The organism is Enterobacter asburiae (assembly GCF_024599655.1).
Classification (GTDB): domain Bacteria; phylum Pseudomonadota; class Gammaproteobacteria; order Enterobacterales; family Enterobacteriaceae; genus Enterobacter; species Enterobacter asburiae_D.
In genome coordinates, this window is sequence record NZ_CP102247.1 from 1,416,037 (window position 1) to 1,438,178 (window position 22,142).

Genomic DNA, 22,142 nt, shown 5'->3' on the forward strand with positions numbered 1-22,142 from the left:
TCCTGCCCGCAGTTTTTTGCTGAGTGTCTGAGATGCGGGTACTCAGCAAAGAAACAACAATCTGCCTGCCTGACCTTATGCGCTTTGGTAAACAGCGAGGGGCGGTAGCGTGTCCAGGAACCGACAAAGAGAGAATCTCATGGAAAATCCAGCCATCCTGTTACGTCGTCTGAACCCTTACTGTGCCCGAGCAATGGAAGGCGCAGCTTCGCTCTGTCAGACCCGTGCCCATGCCGAAATTCTGCCGGAGCACTGGCTACTGAAGCTGCTGGAGCAGGGGGAAGGTGACCTGACGGTGTTGGCGCGTCGCTATGAATGGGATATGGATAGCATCTGGCAGGATTTACTTGGCTGGCTCGACAGACAACCTCGCTCCGTGCGCCATCGGCCCCAGCTCTCTGATGACATCCAGACTCTGATGCAGCAAGCCTGGCTACTTGCCTCACTCAATGGCGAAGAGCACATTCGCAGCATCCATCTGCTGATGGCACTGGTGGAAAAACCAAAACTGGCACGTTGTGACGGTCTTTGGCCGTTGTTAACACTTGCTCAAAGCCAGCTGGAACGCCTGCGACCTTTGCTGGATGCGCAATCGGACGAGCGTCTGGAAATGCAGCACGAAGCTGAACTGACGCAGCGCCACGGTGGTGAGGTGGAATTTGTCGGGCGCCCGGCTGGAGTGGAAATGAAAGAGGGGGAACTGAGTCCGGCGCTGCAGAACGCAATGGACAAATTCACCCTTGATGTCACCGTAAAAGCAAGGGAAGGGAAGATCGATCCGGTGTTCGGCCGGGATACTGAAATCCGCCAGATGGTGGATATCCTCTCCCGCCGTCGCAAGAACAACCCGATTCTGGTGGGCGAGCCGGGCGTAGGGAAAACCGCACTGGTTGAAGGCCTGGCGTTGCGTATCGCCGAGGGGAATGTGCCGGAATCCCTCAAAACGGTCAGTTTGCGTACCCTTGACCTGGGCCTGCTCCAGGCTGGTGCAGGCGTGAAAGGTGAGTTCGAACAGCGCCTGAAAAACGTCATCGATGCGGTGCAGCAATCGCCTGTACCTGTCCTTCTTTTTATTGATGAAGCGCATACCATCATCGGCGCAGGTAATCAGGCGGGTGGCGCAGATGCAGCCAACCTGCTGAAACCCGCGCTGGCGCGTGGCGAACTGCGTACTATTGCGGCCACCACCTGGTCTGAATACAAACAATACTTCGAGCGTGACGCCGCGCTTGAGCGCCGTTTCCAGATGGTCAAAGTGGATGAGCCGGACGATGACACCGCCTGCCTGATGCTTCGTGGCCTGAAATCCCGCTATGCCGAACACCACAATGTGCATATTACCGACGATGCGGTGCGCGCGGCTGTTACGCTTTCCCGCCGCTATCTTACGGGCCGCCAGCTGCCGGACAAGGCAGTTGACCTGCTCGACACCGCCGCAGCGCGCGTCCGCATGAGCCTCGACACCGTGCCGGAACCGCTGACCTGCATTCGCTCGCAGATTACCTCTCTTGAAATGGAGAAGCAGGCGCTGCTGGAAGATATTGCTGTCGGTAATCAGAACCATGGTGAACGCCTGACCGTCATTGAACAGGAAGAGAACGATCTTATCGTTGCTCTCGACGAGCTTGAAACTCAGTACGAGCAGGAGCTGAAACTCACCGAACAACTGCTGGAAAGCCGCCAGGACATCTCCCGTCAGAGCGAGACGCACGCGCTGCTGCAGGAACTGAGCGGCATGCAGCACAGCAACCCGCTGCTCTCCCTGGATGTGGACGTGCGCACCGTTGCCAACGTGATTGCCGACTGGACAGGCGTGCCGCTGTCATCGCTGATGAAGGATGAGCAGACCGAACTGCTGACTCTGGAAAATGAAATCAGTAAGCGCGTGGTTGGGCAGGATGTGGCGCTCGAAGCCATTGCGCAGCGTCTGCGTGCGGCAAAAACGGGCCTTACGTCCGAGAACGGTCCGCAGGGCGTATTCCTGCTGGTGGGGCCGAGCGGTGTGGGGAAAACCGAAACCGCGCTTGCGCTGGCCGATGCCATGTACGGTGGCGAGAAGTCACTCATTACTATTAACCTCTCTGAATACCAGGAGCCGCATACTGTTTCCCAGCTGAAGGGGTCACCTCCGGGCTACGTCGGCTTCGGCCAGGGCGGGATCCTCACCGAAGCCGTTCGCAAGCGTCCATACAGCGTGGTACTGCTGGATGAAGTGGAAAAGGCGCACCGTGACGTGATGAACCTGTTCTATCAGGTCTTTGACCGTGGCTTTATGCGCGACGGCGAAGGGCGCGAAATTGACTTTCGCAATACCGTTATCCTCATGACCTCCAATCTCGGCAGTGACCACCTGATGCAACTGCTGGATGAAAACCCGGAAGCCACCGAAGCAGACCTACACGAACTGCTGCGTCCGATCCTGCGTGATCATTTCCAGCCCGCGCTGCTCGCCCGCTTCCAGACGGTGATTTACCGTCCGCTGGCTGAAGCTGCCATGCGTACCATCGTGGAAATGAAACTGTCACAAGTCAGCAAGCGCTTGCATCGTCACTACGGCCTGGCCACGCAGATTGATGAGAGCCTGTATGACGCCTTGACCGCCGCCTGCCTGCTGCCGGACACCGGTGCGCGCAACGTCGACAGCCTGCTGAATCAACAAATTTTGCCGGTGCTGAGCCAGCAGTTGCTGACCTATATGGCCGCAAAAGAGAAGCCGCACACGTTACGCCTTGGCTGGGATGATGAAGAAGGGATTGGCCTTGAATTTGAATGGAATCAGGGGGTAACGTATGAGCACTAATCCTCCGATCAGATACAGCCATAACCATCACCTCCTCGTGGTGAAGGGCTGTGAAGCTGAACACGACGTGCTGGCCTTTTCAGGCGACGAAGCCCTGAGCCGACCGTTCAGCTACCGTGTTGAGTTCACCAGCCGCGACCACGGCATCAGCAAAGAGATGATGCTGATGAAGCCCGGTTCGCTGACGCTGCAGGCCCCGGTTGACCAGGGTTACGGAATCAAAATCCAGCAGCCGCTGCGGGTGATTCAGGGGGTGGTGACCGGTTTTGAACGTCTCGGCACCTCAAAAGATGAAACGCATTATGCCCTGACGCTGCGGCCCCGTCTGGCACTGCTTGACCGTTCGCACCAGAACGCCATTTACCAGGACATGTCGGTCCCGCAAATTGTGGAAAAAATCCTGCGCGAGCGTCACGGCATGCGCGGCCAGGATTTTTTGTTCTCGCTCACAAAAGAGTACCCCCGCCGTGAGCAGGTGATGCAGTACGGCGAGGACGACCTGTACTTTATCACCCGCCTGCTTGGCGAAGTGGGCATCTGGTTCCGCTTCACCACCGACACGCGCCTGAACATTGACGTGGTGGAGTTTTACGACGGTCAGCAGGGGTATGAGAAAGGCCTGAGCCTGCCGTCGGTACCGCCGTCCGGGCAGCACTCGCAGGGTGTGGACTCGGTGTGGGGAATGGAAAGCCATCACAGCGTGGTGCAGAAGCAGGTCAGCACCCGCGACTACAACTACCGTCAGGCCACTGAGGATATGAATACGCTGGTTGACGTCACCCGGGGCGACGCGACCACGTACGGGGAAGCGTACCACTATGCCGACAATTATCTGATGCCGGGCAGCGCGTATAAGCGTAATCCGGTGCCCGAGTCCGGCGCGTTTTATGCCCGCATCCGGCATGAGCGCTACCTGAATGGCCAGACGCAGACGCGGGCCATCACCAGCAGTCCGGCGCTCTCTCCGGGTATGCTGCTGAAAGTCTCCGGCGGGTATGAAGTGGCTGCCGTGTTTGCTCAGGGTGTGGTCATCACGGCGATGCGGACCCACGCGCGGCGGGATGAAGACTTTCGCCTCCATTTTGACGGCATTCCGGACAGCCCGGATTTCAGCTTCCGCCCTGAGCCTGGGGCTCGCCCGGTGATGGCCGGTACCTTACCGGCCCGCGTCACCAGCACCACTGAAAATGATACCTACGGCCATATCGATAAAGACGGGCGCTACCGCGTCAACATGCTGTTTGACCGTGACAGCTGGGAGACGGGGTTCGAGAGCCTGTGGGTGCGCCAGTCCCGACCGTATGCAGGTGACACTTACGGCCTGCACCTGCCGCTGCTGGCGGGCACCGAAGTGGCGATTGGCTTTGAAGACGGCAACCCGGACAGGCCGTACATTTCTGGCGTACTTCACGACTCAGCCCACGGCGATCACGTCACCATCCGCAACTACAAACGTAACGTCCTGCGCACGCCGGCGAACAACAAAATTCGCCTCGATGACGAGCGCGGGAAAGAGCATATCAAGGTCAGCACCGAGTACGGCGGCAAGAGCCAGCTGAACCTCGGCCATCTCGTCGACGGCGAAAAGCAGAAGCGCGGTGAGGGGTTTGAGCTCAGGACGGACAGCTGGGGCGCCATCCGTGCGCAGAAAGGGATATTTATCACCGCTGACGGGCAGACGAAGGCGCAGGGGCAGGTGCTGGATATGGCAGAGGTTAAGCGCCAGCTATCCGACGCCCTGTCTTTGGCTGAATCACTCTCCAGTCTTCTGGAAACTGCAAATATCGATTCACTGGATAATGACAAACAACAAAGTTTCTTACAGCAAAGTGTGGATGCCCTGCAACAGTCGGTGATTGTGGCGGGTGCACCAGCAGGGATTGCACTTTCCACGCCTCAGCATATTCAGTTCAGTTCTAACCAGAATCAGATATTAACTGCGGGTGGGAATACGGAAATATCAGCGCTAAAACGCATTGCATTAGTCGCGAAAAAAGCGGTGGTGGTGTTTGCACATGAGATGGGAATGAAACTGGTTGCGGCGGCAGGGAAAATCGAAATGCAGGCTCAGACTGATGGGCTTGATATCACAGCCGCGAAAGGGTTAACCATTACGAGTACTGAAGATGAAATCCTTATCACTGCGAAAAAGAAAATCATTTTGCAGTGTGGTGGTTCTTATCTGACGATTGATCCGGCCAAAATAGAGCACGGCACCAATGGCTGCTTTAAGGTAAAAAGTGCTGATTTTGACTATGCGGGGCCAGCGAAACTGAACGTTCCCTACCCGAAATTCACCGCCTGTGAATCCATGGCTTCAGAAGCTTCAGGCAAAGGTGATGCGATCATACCATTGAGCTAAGGACGACTGATGATTAATTACCTGGAGCAGCCTTTGCAACTGGCGGACCATCAATATGCAGTTATTGACCGCATGCGGGTGCCAGAACTGCCGGAAAACTGGCCGCATATCGAACTGGTTTCGCCGATGCTGGCACCGCAAGCCCATCTTTACCCGTGGCTGATATCGTTGCATGAGCTTCCACCTGGTGAGTGGAGAACATTTATGGCAGACCTTTCACGGTGTGCAGACCCAACTTCACCGCCGACGTGCGTCCTTTTATTGTCCAGTCAGCGCCCGATTAAGATCGTACACAATCTGCTGGTTAATGCCCTGTTTTTTAAGGATGCACACCAAAAGGGACATATCCTGCGTTATTACGATCCGCGAGTGTTGTTTCATCTGCACTGGATGCTAAACCCATGGCAATTGTCTAACCAGCTACCCGCCCAGGAAATACCGTACTGGACATTCTGGCTGGAGGGAGAGTGGCACACACTGGCGTTCCCGGCTCGAGTTTCTTGCCAGCCCGGAGACCAAACAGAAATTCCGCTGGCGCAATTACAGCGTTGCGGGCAGATAAACCTTGTCCTGGAAAAACTGCCACGCAATGTCGATATGGCACAGCGTCAGGAAAGCAGTCGCAAAATAGATGCTTTGCTTGTGCAGGCGATGACATGTGGACTGCCGACCCAGGAAGATCGTATTGCATTTGCGCTGCATGCATTAGTGCAGCCAGAAGGTTTCTGGATGGCTCCGAAGATGGCGGCATTTTTGGCACAGTCCCGACAGGCTCCTGACTATTATCGTGATGTAACCAGTAACTGGGATGAACATCTCTGGCAGGAGATGACCCAAATGCAGCCTTATAATCATGCATGGAACAATTAATATGAGCACACAAAAAGGCTGTAAGTTCTGTACCCGCTATGGGTTGCCACTTTTACCCGTTCGCCCGGCGGTTGTGGCAAAGGATGATGCATTACCTCTTTTGCCAGGTAGCGTCACCGTACCTGCAGTAGCAAAGGGCGAAACTGCATGGACGGGACGCTTGCTGCGTGAGGGCTATTTATACATCTGGTCTGAGTCAGGTAACCGCTGGATAAATTATTTTGTCACTTGCGAAGGATATTATTACCCGCTGCCTGAAAATGGAGATGTGCCTCCTGATATTGCAAATGGTAAGGCTAAGCCATGCGTTACTCAGCCAGAAGAACTTGCGAGTGCATCACTGATAACGCTGCCGGTAAAGCCCTTGAGCATGAAAAACGGCGTGTTCTGGTTCTGCTGGTCCGAAGTGGAATGGACACCAGCGGTCCGCACAAAGCATGAAGAAGCGTCTTATCGCATTCAGTATATGCAACCTTTTGACATGGATGCCTGGATTAATAGCGGTAAGGCGGACCAGGTTATTGCAATATCGTCGCTGACTGAAACTGTGGCGGAATACAGCAGTGAAGGAAAAAACAGCAGCGCCAGGATATGGTCCCCTGCACCGTGGAAAGCTGCCACGACATTTGAAGCCCTTTTAATTAAAAAATCGGCAGACAAGCTTTACCCAAATAAAGGGGCAATGATTGTGCTGCAGGATCCACCTGCAGTCTTGCAAGATCTCTCCGCCGTTATAGACTTTGAATTGCAAAAAAACGTCTACAAAAAAGCCGAATATCAACGGGAGCTTGCTCTGGCTTCTGCAATTACTGGTTTGAAAGAATCGATGAGTCGCCAGTTTGAACGGGACTCTATTGAGAAGAGTGAGAGCGAAGAGCGAATGGCGCTTTCTGGTCCCTTTGGCTACGCCGGGAATAGCGATGTTCCGGATAATATGTATACCTCGATCGGTGATCGGAAAGTAAAACCTGAGGCAGCCAGGAAGTGGGCGAAGTATGAACAATACTATGAACCATCAAAAGTGGCTGACTTTCAGAAGAAATTTAATAAAATTTTACAGCAGTATAACGACAGTGTCGTAAGTCCACGCACCGAAATGTATCTTGAGTGGATAAAGGGCAGCGTGTTGCTCCGATATTTTAAGCATAATTTTGATACCCAGGAATTGAAAAGCGGTATTGAATATGTCCAGACGCTGAATTACTGCATTGCCGGGATGCAGGACAAAGTGGGGGTCATTCGTCATTTTAATGATTTGTTGTCAGGGACACCCACAGATGTAACAAATATACTGGCTCGTGCGCTAATATTAAATCAGGATGTTCTGGCTGAAAAGTTAGCTAAAGCTACTGAAGGCTTTTCGGACTGGTTTGCCATTCCCTGGAATGGGATCGCCGATGCCTTTAAAGATAGTATCGAAAAAATGCGTGATAATGCTGCCGGTGTGACAGGAATATTCATTGGGTTACTTTCAGGTATATTAACAAAACAGATCGCACAGGCATTAGAATCAAACAAAGTCTACGGCTGTTTAGTTGCGATGGGTGCAATAACAAATAAAGCACTGGTTCCTTTAGAAAAAACAGGGAAATATAAAGAGTTTGTTTCTGAAGTGGTCACGCAACTGGCTAAGGAAAGCGGACTGGACAGCAGAGCAAATAAAGACAGCTTACGACATTATGTTAGACGGGAGCTAAGACGACTCAGAATCGACGGGTTGCCAATGGAAGTTGAGGAAACAAAAAAATTTCTGGTCATGGTTGATATTGACAAAGTACACGAGATGGCATCGCTGCCACCCAAAGAGCGTGCTATTGCATTGAGTAAATTACTTCGAACATCAGCAGATGTTGAGGCTCAGCAATTTAGCCGCTGGCAGGGCGCCGTTCAGCGTGGAGTCACAAAAGCCGGGCAGGCTATGCCATTTACATTAGGGGTATGTTCCGGGATTCTTCAGGTTGCAGCACTTTTTATTTCTGCTGATATTCACAATAAAAAAACGCTCACTGCTGATCAGGGAGAAGCTCATTCCCGATTTTGGGCGGGAGTATTAGGTCTTGGAAGCACGACATTAGGCATTATTGAGACCGGTATTAAACAATTTCGGTTATTTGCTAATGCTGCGTCGAGGCTCCGGGTTTTCAGCTCTGAAACCTTTCTCAGATGGGTTGGTTATGCGGGGAAAGCATTGGGCGTGGTGGCTGGAGTAATTGCTGCGGGGTATGATTTATATCATGCATTCAATGAATTAAACAAAGGGCATATTGGACTTTTTGTTGCTTACGGTATGTCTGGGCTCGCTGGTTTGTGGCTTGCAGTTGCTGTAGTTTGGGCGATACCTGTGATAGGAACGTTTATAGCAGTTGCGATTTTGATAGGCACTACTATTTATCTTGCGTTTCAGAATCGCGATAACATTCAAAAATGGCTGGTGCAGTGCTTATGGCGACGAATACCAGTTGGCACTGATTATACGAAGGAAAATCAAGAAAAATATAAGCAGATAGAGGCTGCTGAACTGCCTATATGGCCAACCATGAAAATGGAAATGGATGAGCTTAAATTAGCGCTCGGAGTGGAGGGATAAAATGGATTATTACGGTCTTTTTCCTAAGTTTAAATTAAACCGTGAGCTTAATGATGAAGAGATAAAGCATCAGCTAAAACAACACCAGGTAACTAAACTGGATGGGCAATCTGTAGTTCCTGATATGAAAGTGATAACACTAAATTCCCATTATCTGGAACTGGTTGATAAATACTTCTCAGCAAAAGGGTTTCTGAGTCTGATTGCTGCATTTGTTTTTTTTTCAGCATCTCTGTTTTACCTTGCTGTTCTTCTTGACACCGTTCCATATCTCCGGTGGATGTTTTCGAAAAATGAAAAATCTCTTTTGATTTTCACTTTAATGTTGATTCCGGCAATTCTGTTTTCATTCAAGCTTCTAAAAACAGAATGGTTTGCCTGGACTCATTATCCCGTTCGCTTTGACAGAAAAAACAGACTGGTGCACGTATTCCGGTTAAATGGTTCAACCTACAGCGTTCCCTGGGATAGCGTTTTTTTCACCACAGGACTGAGCCACAGAAAAGATGCGAACAAAGACTACTACATCAGCGGTCATGTGCTGGCGGATGATAATGAAACCGTGATTGACACCTTCTGTCTGCCGGCCACGCATTCGGACAGGAAGCAGCTTGAAAGGCACTGGGAGTTTGTCCGACGTTACATGGAAGAAGGGCCTGAGTCCGTCATTGGAGTTGTTGACTTTTGCCTGCCTATCGCAAAAAAACGCGAGAGCTATCGCTTTGGTCTGCTCTATCTTTTATCCGGCTTTAACGGCGCACCGTTATTTCTGTTTCCGTTCCTGTTTGTGCTGGCCATTATTTTCAGCGTTCCGCGCTACCTGGCGATGGTGACAAGCAGAGTGCCCGTCTGGCCCGAGAGTATTGAGTCACTGTGCCGGGTTGTTAAAGATGACCCTTATCGGGTCGATGCTTCTTGTAATCCTGAACATCTATGGCGGAATATTTTCAGGAAACCATCAGCAAACAACAGAAAATAAAGATGAAAGGTATGTTGGAATAGGTTGAGGTTAAATTGGCTCCGGGAGTGTAGAATAAAATGGATTATTACGGTCTTTTTCCTAAGTTTAAAGTAAACCGGTTTCTTCGTGATGAAGAGAGAACGCATCAGTTAAAACAACACCAGGCAACTGAACTGGATGGGCAATCTTTAGTTCCTGATATGAAAGTGATAACACTAAATTCCCACTATCTGGAGTTGGTTGACAAATATTACTCAGCGAAGGGTTTTGGTGGGTTTGTCGCTGCATTTGGCTTTTTTTCTACGTCACTACTGTACCTCGCTGTGTTGATTGACACCGTTCCCTATCTCAGATGGAAATTTTCTGGTAGTGAAAAAATACTATTGATTTCTACTTTAATGTTGATTCCCGCCATTCTGTTTTCATTCAAGCTTCTAAAAACAGAATGGTTTGCCTGGACTCATTATCCCGTTCGCTTTGACAGAAAAAACAGACTGGTGCACGTATTCCGGTTAAATGGTTCAGCCTACAGCGTTCCCTGGGATAGCGTTTTTTTCACCACAGGACTGAGCCACAGAAAAGATGCGAACAAAGACTACTACATCAGCGGTCATGTGCTGGCGGATGATAATGAAACCGTGATTGACACCTTCTGTCTGCCGGCTACGCATTCGGACAGGAAGCAGCTTGAAAGGCACTGGGAGTTTGTCCGACGTTACATGGAGGAAGGGCCTGAGTCCGTCACAGGAGTTGTTGACTTTTGCCTGCCGATCGCAAAAAAACGCGAAGGATATCGCTTTGGTCTGCTCTATCTTTTATCCGGCTTTAACGGCGCACCGTTATTTCTGTTTCCGTTCCTGTTTGTGCTGGCCATTATTTTCAGCGTTCCGCGCTACCTGGCGATGGTGACAAGCAGAGTGCCCGTCTGGCCCGAGAGTATTGAGTCACTGTGCCGGGTTGTTAAAGATGACCCTTATCGGGTCGATGCTTCTTGTAATCCTGAACATCTATGGCGGAATATTTTCAGGAAACCATCAGCAAACAACAGAAAATAAAGATGAAAGGTATGTTGGAATAGGTTGAGGTTAAATTGGCTCCGGGAGTGTAGAATAAAATGGATTATTACGGTCTTTTTCCTAAGTTTAAAGTAAACCGGTTTCTTCGTGATGAAGAGAGAACGCATCAGTTAAAACAACACCAGGCAACTGAACTGGATGGACAATCTTTAGTTCCTGACATGAAAGTCATAACACTATATTCCCACTATCTGGAGTTAGTTGACAAATATTACTCAGCAAAAGGATTTCTTAGTTTAATCGCTTCATTTGCTTTTTTTGGATTTTCATTGCTCTATATTACTGTGCTAATTAAGAGTGCTCCCTATATTGATTGGAAGTTTTCGACTAGTGAAAAAATGCTTCTGTCGATGAGTTTGATTTGTATTCCAATCATGATAATGACATTCAAAATCCTTAAAGCAGAATGGTTTGCCTGGACACATTACCCCATTCGCTTTGACAGAAAAAACAGACTGGTGCACGTATTCCGGTTAAATGGTTCAGCCTACAGCGTTCCCTGGGATAGCGTTTTTTTCACCACAGGACTGAGCCACAGAAAAGATGCGAACAAAGACTACTACATCAGCGGTCATGTGCTGGCGGATGATAATGAAACCGTGATTGACACCTTCTGTCTGCCGGCTACGCATTCGGACAGGAAGCAGCTTGAAAGGCACTGGGAGTTTGTCCGACGTTACATGGAGGAAGGGCCTGAGTCCGTCACAGGAGTTGTTGACTTTTGCCTGCCGATCGCAAAAAAACGCGAGGGCTATCGCTTTGGTCTGCTCTATCTTTTAGCCGGCTTTAACGGCGCGCCGTTATTTCTGTTCCCGCTCCTGTTTGTGCTGGCCTTTATTTTCAGCGTTCCGCGCTACCTGGCGATGGTGACAAGCAGGGTGCCCGTCTGGCCCGAGAGTATTGAGTCACTGTGCCGGGTTGATAAAGATGACCCTTATCGGGTCGATGCTTCTGGTAATCCTGAACATCCATGGCGAAATCTTTTCAGGAAACCATCAGCAAACAACAGGGAATAAAGATGAAGGGTATCATTCGTATCGGTGATAAAACCACCGGGGGCGGCCAGGTTATGGATGGCTCAAAGAAAATGAAATTTGCCGGTATTGGTGTGGCGCGTAAAGGCGATCCGGTCAGTTGCCCGATATTAGGCCACAGCCCTTCTTTTATCGCTGAAGGGCATCCAACTATGAAGGATAATGGCGTACCAGTTGCGTTTCACGGATATAAATGTACCTGTGGATGCACACTGATTACTTCTTTAAGTAATGCGACTACGAGTAAATAATGCCCGTTGATCTTACCTGTATTCCAGCCCGTGCAAAACGACAATCTGCACCTTCCTTTAAGCGCTGGGTGATACTCCTGGTTGTACTTATTGTGGCCGGAGCTGGGATCACAGCCTATTTCTGGCCTACCAGTTCGCCCACTCATACGGCTACGTTCTGGTTTTGTTTTCTTGGAATTCCCTCGGCCATCGGTGGGGTTGCATTTGCGTTTCGCTGGCTGATTTATCTTGCTGGGGAATGGCTGGCAGATGGCTGGGATGCGGCCAGGGAGTGGGATCTTGCTCAGGACATTCGGTCCGGTCAGCGTAGTCTCGGTATGTTAGGTTACGTAGTTCACCTGCCGCATGTCATTTCCTCTGAATCCATTTCGCAACAGATGCAAGTACCTGAAGGTATTATATTGCCTGCAAAGGTGGACGAGACAGGCGAGTTGCTTATCCACCACGCCAGTTTTAGCGATATGGGATTACCTGTACTGGTGAGAGTAAAAGAACGGATAAACTCCTTGCTAAGGGAGACTGCGCTACAAAACGTATTTCAACGCATGCCCCAAAAGTCCCCCCTGGCTGTGTTATTTCAGTTCAGCCCGGATATATCTTTATCACCCGAAGAGCTCGCCGCGATAAAGCAACTGGTGCAAAACAGCATTGGTTTCCCTTTCAATATTACTTTTATCAGCGGGGAAGGATTACAGGCGATTGATGCGTGGCTTGATAGACCAGATGCGATGCAGACCCTGCTTGTTATTACTCTGAACCTTACTGAAAAAATCATAGATGGTACCGGGGAAGCGGCGGCAGCACTATTGATGAGTTCACCTGAAAGACCTGAGGTAAACCGGAACGTTGTGGCTCAGGTCCATCGACCTGAACAGATGAAGACTACGCAGGATATGAGTAGCGCGCTTATGCAGGCGTTACACTGGGGAGAGTCTGCTCCAGAAGAGATAAAACAGATCTGGTTAACGGGCACGGGTGTCAGCAATAAAGCAACCGCCTTGCTCTCAACCTCTGGTGTTCGATTTCCTGTTGCTGGACAACCTTGTGATATTGATTTAAAAACGGGGCTGACGAGGAATGTTTCGCCCTGGCTTGCGATAGCTGTTGCTGCCGACCAGGCTGAACAGTCTGAATCACCACAACTTGTTGTGTACGTTCCGGACGAAAGTATATTTCCCTGGTTTATGACTGTTAGCCCTGTATCGAAATAATTCCCCAGCATTATCCATTGTCTGTGAACCGATGAGTTTACTTTCGGTTCCAGTTTTCCCACGACTGATAAAACTGCCATCAGCTTTTTGATCGGAGTGCATTGAAGTGACGCGTCTTTTGGCAATATTTAAAAATACAACGTTCCAGCTATGGCTGATTCTTTTGTTTCTTTTTGTAGTGGGAACGACAGTTTTGTGGTTACTTGAATTCTCTCCCGAAACGCTGGGAGTGACGGACGGCTCTGTACAGCAAGGATATTGGATTTTCACCTGCACGTTGCTGACTGGCGGTTTGGTTTTATTTATTATTCTATTTTTTATTGTCACTCGCCTGTTCGGTGAGAAAAACTATAAAGCTATTAAGGCTGCCTCAACCGGAAAAGAAACAAAGGCTCAGGCTGAAAAGAAAAAGGATAATACATATTGGAATGAGTATTTGACTCTCAGAACATCCCTCCGCCGTAGATATACTTTCTTCTGGCACCATAAAATCCGTCTCTTGCTAATCGCTGGTGATGAAGCCGCGATTGAACAGCTTGTTCCAGGCCTGCAACAGCAGCAGTGGCTTGAAGGCAATCGTACCGTACTGATTTACGGCGGCAGTCTGGCTTCTGAGCCCGATCGCGAAAAATACACCGCGCTGCGTAAACTTCGCCGGGGACGTCCACTGGACGGGGTTATCCGTGTCATGCCTCCAGCGTTTAACCTGACACCGCAGATGAGTGACAACGATTTACGCGGTCTGGAAAAAATCAGCGAACTACTGCGTTATTCCGCACCGGTATGGTTATGGCAACTGCGCGACAGTAAATGGTCGCAGGCTAAGCGTATTGAGCAGGTGGTGGGGGCTCATTTCCCGCTGCGCGCTAAAGAAAGCGACATTATCGGTCAGCTTGAACTGATGTTGCCGGCATTGCGGACGCAGGGGGTGAACCAGGTCACTGAGAACAACCGTCACGATTTCCTGCTACGTCTGGGCCAGCATCTCAAAGACGGCGGCATTGCCCGTTGGGCTCAGCAACTGGCGCCATGGCTCTTTGTCTCTCAGCAGCGTGTTCCGCTGCGTGGCCTGATATTTAGCTGCCTGCCGGACAAAAAGTCTACTGACGCAGAGTCCTCTATCGCGTCTGTACAGCGTCATGCCCTTACTCTGCCTGTAACCTGGCAAGGTATTATTGAAGACTGTACCCGAGTACGTGGCCGCCGTATCGGTATGGCCTGGGAGCAGACGCTTGCATGGGCATTGATGGCTATCATTGGTGTCTGGGGGGCCGGGACGCTGCTGTCATTTGCGGTTAATCGCCAGCAAATTGTCTCCGTCGCTGAGCAGGCTCATGCCCTGGTCGAGCATCCTTCCGTATCCGACTATCAACTGACGGCATTGCATGAACTGCGAAATGACGCCGGCCGCCTGCTGCACAATATTCAGGAGGGCACGCCCTGGTATCAGCGCTTTGGCCTTGACCATAACCAGCAACTGCTCGATGCGTTGCTGCCCTGGTACGGCGTGGCGAATAACCGGCTAATACGCGACCCGGCAAATGCTGCCCTGGCGCAAAAGCTCACCGCCCTGATCAACTCAGCGCCAAACAGCGACCAGCGTGCACAGCTGGCGAAACCGGGTTATGACCAGCTTAAAGCCTGGCTGATGATGGCCCGTCCGGATAAAGTCGACGGCGCGTTTTATGCACAAGCTATGAAAACCGTGCAGCCAACGCGTATGGGGATCTCCACCGGGCTATGGCAAAGCCTGTCGCCGGATTTATGGGCCTTCTATATCACTGAACTGCCAAAGCAGCCACAGTGGAAAATCACACCGGATGCACAGCTGGTTAGCCAGAGCCGCCAGGTGCTGTTGCAGCAGATTGGCCGCCGCAATGCAGAAAGCACGCTGTACGAGAACATGCTCAAATCAGTGCGCCGTAACTTTGCCGATGTGTCCCTCGAAGACATGACCAGCGGTACCGATGCGCGGCGGCTGTTCACCACCGATGAAGTGGTGTCGGGCATGTTCACCCGTCAGGCATGGGAAGGGGGAATTCAGCAGGCTATCGAAAAGGCCGCAAATTCGCGACGGGATGAAATCGACTGGGTGCTGAGCGATTCCCGTAAAGCCGTATCTGCGGACATGTCGCCGGAAGCGCTCAAAGCCCGCCTGACTGAGCGTTACTTCACTGACTTTGCCGGCAGCTGGCTGAACTTCCTTAACAGTCTGCGCTGGAATCCTGCGAACAATATTGCCGATGTGACCGACCAGTTGACGCTAATGAGTGATGTCCGCCAGTCGCCACTGATTGCCCTGATGAACACCCTCGCCTGGCAGGGGCAGACCGGCCAGCAAAGCGAAGGCCTTTCGGACTCCATTATCAAATCGGCAAAAGATCTGGTTGGTGGAAAAGACAAACCCGCAATTGACCAGTCGGCGACAGGTCCACAGGGGCCGCTGGATGAAACTTTCGGTCCGCTGCTTCAGCTCCTGGGTAAAAATACGGGCAGCAACGTCATGTCGGCTGACAACTCTCTGAGTCTGCAGACCTATCTGACCCGTATCACTCGCGTGCGTCTTCGCCTGCAGCAGGTGGCCAGCGCCTCAGATCCGCAGGAGATGATGCAAACCCTGGCGCAGACCGTATTTCAGGGAAAAAGCGTTGACCTGACCGACACCCAGCAATATGGCAGTCTTATTTCGGCAAGCCTTGGTGAAGAGTGGAGTGGTTTTGGCAGCACCATGTTTGTGCAGCCGTTGACTCAGGCCTGGGAGACCGTGCTCCAGCCGTCGGCGGCGAGCCTGAATGACAAATGGACTCGCTCCGTGGTGGCGAACTGGCGCACCGCATTTGAAGGGCGCTTCCCGTTCGCAGCGAGCAAGAGTGACGCCTCCTTGCCGATGCTGGCAGAGTTCATCCGTAAAGACAGTGGTCGCATAGATCGATTCCTGACCACAGAACTCAGTGGGGTGCTTCACAAAGAAGGCAGCCAGTGGGTACCGGATAAAGTCAACAGCCAGGGGCTGAGCTTTAACCCGGCTTTCCTGCGGGCCATTAACCACCTGAGCGAACTTTCAGACATTCTGTTTACCGATGGCAGTCAGGGCATCAGCTTCGAGCTGCAGGCACGCCCGGCATCGCAGGTTGTAGAAACTCAACTGACCATTGATGGACAAAAGCTGCACTACTTTAACCAGATGGCTGACTGGCAATCCTTCCGCTGGCCGGGAGACACTTATAAACCAGGGACGATGCTGACATGGACCTCCGTTAATGCAGGCGCGCGTCTTTTCGGGGACTACCGCGGGACCTGGGGCTTTATTCGCTGGCTGGATCAGGGCAAGCGCCAGCAGCTTGACCGCAGTCAGTGGATGGTGAGTTACACAGCCCAGGATGGTCGTACCCTGCAGTGGGTACTGCGTTCACAGTTGGGTAGAGGGCCACTGGCATTACTGGAACTGCGTGGCTTCACGCTGCCGGATCAGATTTTCAGCGTTGACAGCGCGGCCACGGCTCAGGCTCTGATGGCCAATACGGAAATCAGTGACATGGATGGAATCGAATAATGAGCACTTTGCAGAATCTGATCGCCGCCTGTCAGGCGGATGAAATTGAGCTGCGACAGCAGGCGCAGGCGCGCACGGAACGCTGGCATCCCTGGCTTGCTCCTGTCAGCGATACCAGCCCTGCTGGGGAGGAACCGGGATATGACGATGATTTTCAGCGTATCAGAGAGGAGGTTAATAAACTCTCCGGCATCGATACCGGGTTGATTTGTACGCTTGCCGAAAAACTGCTGACCACCACCGCCAAAGATATCCGTATTGCGACCTATTACTGCTGGGCCCGTCTGCACCAGGACGGCGAGGCTGGCTTTGGCGAAGGGCTTGAACTGCTGGCGGGATTACTGCAGCGCTACGGAGCGCAGCTTCATCCGCAGCGGGAGCGAAGCCGTAAACCGGCGCTGGAGTGGCTAGCAGGCTCTCGTCTGCTTGATAGTCTGTCCCTGTGGCCTGAAGTGGTACGCGACGATGCTATGCGTACAGTCGGTGCGCTGTTGCTCATCCGCAGCAGTCTTGAGGCTGAGCCAGAAGCGTCGCGGCCGGATTTGAATGCGCTCTACAGCGCACTGGAATCCCGCCTGATGAAGGCTGGTGGCGTGGATGCTTTGGTTCCGCAGAACGCCAGTAACAACCCTCAGTCACAGACCTCTGCACACACGACAGAGCATGACGCGCCAGTCCTGAGCCGCATCACGTCCGGTCAGGATTTGTTGAGTCAGGCCCGTACTCTGGCGGGATATTTGCGTGAACAACCCGATGGATGGCTTCCCGCACACCGGCTGATGAAAAGCCTGCGCCATGACACGCTGAGAGCGATCCCTGCACCGGATGCCGAAGGGAAAACACGTATCGAACCACCGCGGGCTGATCAAAGGGCCATGCTCAAACGATTATATCTGCAGCAGAGCTGGCTGGAGATACTGGAGCAGGCGGACAGCACCTTCTCGCGTGGTGCTAATCACCTTTGGCTGGATTTGCAGTGGTATATCCACCAGGCTCTGGTGAAATTGGGTCAGGATGTCCTGGCCGACATCATCATCGCCGACCTGAGAGGGCTGCTGCGACGCCTCACCGGACTTGAAACCCTGGCCTTTAATGACGGAACGCCGTTTGCTGATGAGGTCACGCTCAACTGGATAAATCAAAGCGTGCTGGACGATATGTCCAACTGGCGTGATGAGCCGGTCAGTGCTGTCAGTGAGACGGGCAACGATATTCTGGCCCTCGAGCCGGAAGCGCTTGAAAAAGCGGATTCGGATGGCCTGGATGCCGCACTCCACTGGCTTCAGACACGTCCAGGGGCGGACTCCACGAAAGATAAATGGTTGCTGCGCCTGCTGATGGCACGCGTGGCGGAACAGAAGGGCAAAAATGAACTGGCCCTGCATCTGCTGGGTGAACTTGATGGTGCAGCGCAGTCAATCACCCTCACGCAGTGGACGCCAGCGCTGTTGTTTGAAGTCAAATCGCGCCGCCTCCGTTTGCTGCGCATGAAAGCCACACGCAGTGAAACCGATAAATCACTGCTTCAGCCTGAGATGGACCAGCTTCTGTCCGGTCTGATTGCGCTCGATCCGGCCAGCAGTGCGGTGCTCTGCGGGTAAAACGCCTGGCCTACCTTTAAAATTCATATATTCAGGTTTTTATGGACGATTTAACCCTGCGTTATTACGACGCTGAAATGCGCTACCTGCTGGAAGCTGGTGAAGAGTTTGCCCGCGCTCACCCCGAGCAGGCGGCAATGCTCAACCTCGATAAAGCCGGCGCGCGCGATCCGTACGTAGAGCGCCTGTTCGAAGGCTTTGCCTTCCTGATGGGGCGCCTGCGTGAGAAGCTCGATGACGACCTGCCTGAGCTGACTGAAGGGCTGGTCAGCCTGTTATGGCCGCATTACCTGCGCACCATTCCCTCGATGTCGGTGGTGGAGTTCACCCCTGACTGGCGTGAGATGAAAGAGCAGATGCGCATCGTCAAAGGCTTTGAGGTGAATTCTCGGCCTATTGGTGAAAAGGGCACACGCTGCCGGTACACCACAACTAAAGAGATCACCCTTCAGCCGCTGTCGCTGGAGCACGCCCGCCTGTCGACTGACCCTGACGGACGTTCGGTCATCAGCCTGCGCTTTAACTGCAGCCACCTGGCCGACTGGAGCTGTGTCGATCTCAGCCAGATCCCGCTCTACTTCAACGCTGATGCACCGCTGGCCTGCGCCATGCATGAAGCCTTTACCATGAACACGGCCCGTCTATGGTTACGGATGCCGGGTGACGTGGACAGAAGACCGCTCGACGGGTACTTCGCCGCGCTGGGATTTGGCGATGACGATGACCTGTGGCCGAAGGGCAGCAGCAGCTTTAGCGGCTATCAGCTGCTGCTGGAGTACTTCACCTTCCGTGAGAAATTCATGTTCACGGGGCTACGTGGGCTTGAGACTATGGCCTTTCCGGCTGAGCTCCCATGGTTTGAAATCGACGTGGTGCTGGCAGAACGCTGGGAGCATGATTTCAGCTTTACCGAAAAGCATCTGCGCCTGAACTGCGTGCCGGTAATTAACCTGTTCCCGCTGGAATCTGATCCGCTGACGCTCAACTCGCTGCAAACCGAGTACATGCTGCGCCCGATGCGCGTGCAGGATGGCCATACCGAGATATACGCGGTCGATTCGGTGATGTCATCGAGCCAGCATACCTACGTGCCGTTCTCAAGCTTCCGCCACAAAGGCGGAATGATGCGCCATGAAGCCCCGGAATATTACTACCACACCCGCGTGCGCCGCGGTCCGTCAGGGCTGCACAATACGTGGCTTATCCTGGGTGGCGAAGCGTTTGATAACCACACCGTCCCTGAAGATGAAAGCCTGTCGCTGACGCTCACGGGTACCAACGGCCAACTGCCGCGACGAGCGTTGCAAAGTACCGTGCTCGATACGGTAATGAAAACCACGTCAGCCAGTATCGCCGTGCGCAACCTGTGTGCGCCAACGCTTCCCTGTTATCCACCGGCGCAGGACCGTTTCCACTGGCGCGTGCTGAGCCATCTCGGCAGCGGGTTCCTGTCGATGATGGATAACGCCGATGTGCTGCGCGGTACCCTTGCGCTGTATGAATGGACGGATAGCGAAATGAACCGCCGTCGTCTGGAAGCCATCATCGACGTGAAGCACAGTGAAACCGAGCGATTTGAGCAGGGTTACCTGGTGCGCGGCGTGCAGATTGAAGTAACGCTGGACAGCCACGGCTTTGCCGGACGCGGCGACATCTGCCTGTTCGGCGAGATGCTGAGCCGTTTCTTTGCGCTCTACACCGACATCTATCTGTTCAATCGCCTGATTATTATTCTGCAACCAACCGGAGAACGCCTGGAATGGGAAGAGAAGCACAATCGCCGCATTCCCGGCTGAAACCGAGGCTTGAAGCCGACCTTCACCGCATTAACTTCTATCGGTTATGTCAGCTGCTGGAGAAACGCAACCCGGGCAGACCGCTAATGGGATCGACCAGCCATCCCTCTGATGATCCGGTACGCTTTGCGCCGCATCCTGGGATGGGGTTCCCGGCCAGCGAACTGAAGTCTGTCGAATATGACGAAGAGGATGACAGCAAGCCCGCTGTTATTCGCACCACCTTTATGGGCATGTACGGTGTCGATTCGCCCTTACCGACGGCGTATCTCGATGACATCACCCTGCGCCGGGAAGGGCATGAAGCGCTGCAGGGTTTTCTGGATATCTTTAGTCATCGCATTCTGACGCAGTTTTACCGCGTCTGGCGTAAATACTCTTACCCCGCCACGTTTGAGCCGGGCGGAACGGACAGCATTTCACAGTCGTTATTGGGTTTGGTTGGTCTGGGGATACCGGGCACGGCAAATCATATTGCCACGCCAGTGTCGCGCTTTCTGGCTCTGCTGGGGGTTCTGCAGCAGCCGGGCAAAACTCAGGAAGGGATGCAGGCACTGGTGAGCCTGCTGGCCCCTTATACGACGGTGCAGGTGCGTCCGTACTGTCTCCGGCCTGTAGAGATCGACAGGCTGCTGGGATTTTACGGTGACGAAGATTTTCTGCTTGATGGCAATACGCCGCTGGGTGACGAAGCGATGGATGCCGGCAGCCAACTGCTGATTGCTCTCGCGACGGACAACGAACAGGAAGTGCAGGGCTGGAAACCGGATGGCCAGTTGTACCAGGACTTTCTGGTGATGCTGCGGGTTTATCTGGGCTGGCGGTTTAAGGCCAGAATGACCCTGACGACGTCGGTTCGACTGCTGGCCGTACCCCCGCTGGGTGAAAATCCTTTCTGGCTAGGAATGAACGGCGTGCTGGGCGCGGAAGGTGATAGTTATCCTGATGACATGCCTGCAACCTTTACGACAGAGCTGGGATATTACAGCGGGCTGGAGCCCGCGAAACCACAACAAGGAAACCGACGTGTTACGTACAAGTTTAACTAAGACCATGCGCTGGTTGATGCCTCTGATGGCGCTCACTCTGACAGGTTGCGGAGTGACGCAAAGCGTCACCGACGGTACCAAATCGGCGTTTAATTCTGTGTTCTATAAAAAGATTAAAATCCTGCATCTGGATTTCACCGCCCGTGAAGCGCTGAACACCGACTCTCGCGAAAATAACTCGCTGTCTGAGCCTGTCGTGGTCCGGGTTTACCAGCTCAAAGACCGCAAAACCTTTGACAAGACGGTTTATCAGCAACTGCTTCAGGATGATGCCAGCATTCTGAAAGATGACATGCTGGCCAGTCGTAATGTCGTGGTGAAACCGGGCGGTGATGCAAGCCTTGATATGCCGATGGAAGAAGAGGCGCAGTTTGTCGCGGTAGTGGGGTTATTTCGCCATCCGGATATGACCAACGACACCTGGAAGCAGGTTATCAAGCGCAGCGATCTGGAACCGGATAAACCGCGCATTCTGGAAGCTGGCGAGAACCATCTTACGCTGCAACCGCTTAAGGACGACTAATGCCCCAGGGACATAACACGCCTTCGCTGTATGAAATGCTAACCGGAAATTTTACAGGTGGTCTCAACCTCAACCAGGTCAGTGAAGAAAATCAGGTCATCCTCTCGGTACTCGATAACATGCAGCGCGTTCTTAACTGTCGCGCCGGCACGCTTGCGCATCTGCCTGACTACGGGCTACCCGATACGACCAAAATTCTGCAGGGCATGCCGGGAACGGCCCATGAGCTTATGGGCACATTGTCTGCCGCCCTGCTCAAATATGAGCCGCGCCTGAAAAAGATAGACGTTGTTCTGCTGGAGCAGAACGTACCCGGCGAGTTGCGCTATGCGATTGACGCCGAACTTAAAGGGATTGGTCTGGTGCGCTACGGCACTGAGTTTATGCCCGAAGGACGGGTTCTGTTGCGGCATCTCAGGCAACAGCAGTATCTCGACACAACAACCCGTATATAAGGTCTGATAACAC

General features: G+C 52.6%; 14 protein-coding genes and 1 pseudogene. All 15 read left to right on the plus strand.

Annotated features, from left to right (window positions below; translation table 11 throughout):
* Positions 1–139 precede the first annotated feature (139 nt).
* Entirely contained in the window at positions 140–2,800 is a 2,661-nt protein-coding gene (gene tssH, locus NQ230_RS06810; protein WP_257260543.1) for a type VI secretion system ATPase TssH, read from the plus strand.
* Positions 2,790–5,162, plus strand: a complete 2,373-nt coding sequence (locus NQ230_RS06815) for a type VI secretion system Vgr family protein (protein WP_257260544.1) — start codon at positions 2,790–2,792, stop codon at positions 5,160–5,162. The genes tssH and NQ230_RS06815 overlap by 11 nt, the downstream gene beginning before the upstream one ends.
* 9 nt (positions 5,163–5,171) lie before the next feature.
* On the plus strand, positions 5,172–6,032 hold the full coding sequence (locus tag NQ230_RS06820; RefSeq protein WP_257260545.1) for a DUF4123 domain-containing protein: 861 nt from the start codon (positions 5,172–5,174) through the stop codon (positions 6,030–6,032).
* Position 6,033: 1 nt separating this feature from the next.
* Positions 6,034–8,619: a T6SS effector BTH_I2691 family protein gene (locus NQ230_RS06825; protein WP_257260546.1), complete on the plus strand. Its 2,586-nt coding sequence runs from the start codon at positions 6,034–6,036 to the stop codon at positions 8,617–8,619.
* 1 nt (position 8,620) lies between these two features.
* On the plus strand, positions 8,621–9,598 hold the full coding sequence (locus NQ230_RS06830) for a DUF6708 domain-containing protein (RefSeq protein WP_257260547.1): 978 nt from the start codon (positions 8,621–8,623) through the stop codon (positions 9,596–9,598).
* A 59-nt stretch (positions 9,599–9,657) separates the two neighbouring features.
* The gene (locus tag NQ230_RS06835) at positions 9,658–10,635 is read left to right on the plus strand and encodes a DUF6708 domain-containing protein (RefSeq protein WP_257260549.1); all 978 of its coding nucleotides are present in this window, start codon (positions 9,658–9,660) and stop codon (positions 10,633–10,635) included.
* A 59-nt stretch (positions 10,636–10,694) separates the two neighbouring features.
* On the plus strand, positions 10,695–11,672 hold the full coding sequence (locus NQ230_RS06840) for a DUF6708 domain-containing protein (protein WP_257260551.1): 978 nt from the start codon (positions 10,695–10,697) through the stop codon (positions 11,670–11,672).
* A gap of 2 nt (positions 11,673–11,674) precedes the next feature.
* Positions 11,675–11,941, plus strand: coding sequence for a PAAR domain-containing protein (locus NQ230_RS06845; protein ID WP_193066312.1), 267 nt, complete (start codon positions 11,675–11,677; stop codon positions 11,939–11,941).
* Complete coding sequence (locus NQ230_RS06850) at positions 11,941–13,152, plus strand: KPHS_23130 family T6SS system protein (protein ID WP_257260552.1); 1,212 nt, start codon at positions 11,941–11,943, stop codon at positions 13,150–13,152. The genes NQ230_RS06845 and NQ230_RS06850 overlap by 1 nt, the downstream gene beginning before the upstream one ends.
* Before the next feature lie 451 nt (positions 13,153–13,603).
* Positions 13,604–16,705, plus strand: a pseudogene (locus NQ230_RS06855) (ImcF-related family protein); the annotation flags it as partial.
* Positions 16,705–18,306: a type VI secretion system protein TssA gene (gene tssA, locus NQ230_RS06860; RefSeq protein ID WP_257260554.1), complete on the plus strand. Its 1,602-nt coding sequence runs from the start codon at positions 16,705–16,707 to the stop codon at positions 18,304–18,306. The pseudogene NQ230_RS06855 and the gene tssA, both read left to right, overlap by 1 nt.
* Positions 18,307–18,347: 41 nt before the next feature.
* Positions 18,348–20,102, plus strand: a complete 1,755-nt coding sequence (gene tssF / locus NQ230_RS06865) for a type VI secretion system baseplate subunit TssF (RefSeq protein ID WP_257260555.1) — start codon at positions 18,348–18,350, stop codon at positions 20,100–20,102.
* On the plus strand, positions 20,066–21,151 hold the full coding sequence (gene tssG / locus NQ230_RS06870) for a type VI secretion system baseplate subunit TssG (protein ID WP_257260556.1): 1,086 nt from the start codon (positions 20,066–20,068) through the stop codon (positions 21,149–21,151). The genes tssF and tssG overlap by 37 nt, the downstream gene beginning before the upstream one ends.
* Positions 21,129–21,674 carry a type VI secretion system lipoprotein TssJ gene (gene tssJ, locus NQ230_RS06875; protein ID WP_257260557.1) on the plus strand — a complete coding sequence of 182 codons (546 nt, stop codon included), beginning with the start codon at positions 21,129–21,131 and terminating at the stop codon, positions 21,672–21,674. The genes tssG and tssJ overlap by 23 nt, the downstream gene beginning before the upstream one ends.
* A complete protein-coding gene (tssE, locus tag NQ230_RS06880) occupies positions 21,674–22,129 on the plus strand; it encodes a type VI secretion system baseplate subunit TssE (protein ID WP_257260558.1) in 456 nt (151 codons plus the stop codon). Before tssJ ends, tssE begins: the two co-directional genes overlap by 1 nt.
* The last annotated feature ends 13 nt before the right edge of the window (positions 22,130–22,142 follow it).